This is a genomic window from Xanthomonas sp. SHU 166 (genome assembly GCF_000364685.1).
In the GTDB taxonomy this organism is placed as follows: Bacteria; Pseudomonadota; Gammaproteobacteria; order Xanthomonadales; family Xanthomonadaceae; genus Xanthomonas_A; species Xanthomonas_A sontii.
The window spans coordinates 1-1103 of record NZ_AQOJ01000494.1 but is presented as its reverse complement, the minus strand read 5'-3'; the positions used below and the strand labels follow the sequence as shown (position 1 = coordinate 1103).

General features: G+C 74.1%; 2 protein-coding genes. Both read left to right on the top strand.

Features of this window, described 5'->3' with window-relative positions; genetic code table 11:
* A partial coding sequence (gene lpxK, locus D180_RS12845) for a tetraacyldisaccharide 4'-kinase (protein WP_017913106.1) occupies positions 1-768 on the top strand: 768 nt, incomplete at its 5' end.
* Positions 769-879: 111 nt separating this feature from the next.
* Positions 880-1103 (top strand): hypothetical protein (locus D180_RS24580; protein ID WP_232760484.1); only part of this gene is annotated, 224 nt, incomplete at its 3' end.

Sequence of the window (1103 nt, the reverse complement as noted above, 5' to 3'; positions counted from 1 at the left end):
CGCGGCTACGGGCGCAGCCAGCCGCAGGAGCCGCGCTGGATCGAGCCGGGCACCTCGGCCGAGCAGGGCGGCGACGAGCCGGTGCTGATCGCGCGCAAGACCAGCGTGCCGGTGCGGGTGGACCGGGACCGCGTTGCCGCGGCGCGCGCGCTGCTGCAGGCCGGCTGCGACATCGTGGTCTGCGACGACGGCCTGCAGCACTACCGGCTGCAGCGCGACATCGAGATCGAGGTGGTGGACGGCCAGCGCCGCTACGGCAACGGCCGCCTGCTGCCGGCCGGGCCGCTGCGCGAGCCGGTGGCGCGCGGCAACGAATGCGATTTCCGGGTCGTCAACCTGGGCCAGGCCAGCGACAGCGGCGCGCTCGAAGTCGGCTTCGGCGAATGGGCGATGCGCCTGCGCATCGACAGCGCGCAACCGTTGCGCGGCGGCCGTGCGCGGCCATTGCGCAGCTTCGCCGGCCAGCGCGTGCACGCCGTGGCCGGCATCGCCCACCCGCAGCGCTTCTTCGACATGCTGCGCGCGCAGGGCATCGGCGTGGTCCCGCATGCCTTTCCCGACCACCACCAGTACCGCGCCGCGGACCTGGCCTTCGGCAGCGAACTGCCGGTGCTGATGACCGAGAAGGACGCGGTCAAGTGCGCCGCCTTCGTCAACGACTGGTGCTTCAGCGTGCCGCTGGTCGCCGAGTTGCCGGCGGCGTTCTGGATCGGCCTGCTGGACCGGCTGGACAAGCTGCGTGGCCGCGCGGGCGGGACCGGCGACTAGGGCGTTCCCCCATCACGTGCGCACGCGGTTGGCCTGCAGGAGCGCCACCGGCGCGTGGCGTAGCCTGGGCAATGGTCGAATCCAAGCCGCGGCCTCAGCGGTGCGTCCGCCATGTTCAGCCCTAAGGGCACTGGTGCTGCGCGCACGACGCCGTGTCATCGCTGCGCGTGGCGCGCCACCTCCGCGCGCCTCCTGGGCGCCAACACGGCGCGCGTGCGGCGCGCGCGACGTGAGCGCAAGCCGCAGCGAGCCGACGCTTTCCGCGCCGCGGGGCAAGGCGCGCGTGCGGTCGCCGGCCGGTGCCACCACCTGCACACCAGCGATCCCGGCGCGGT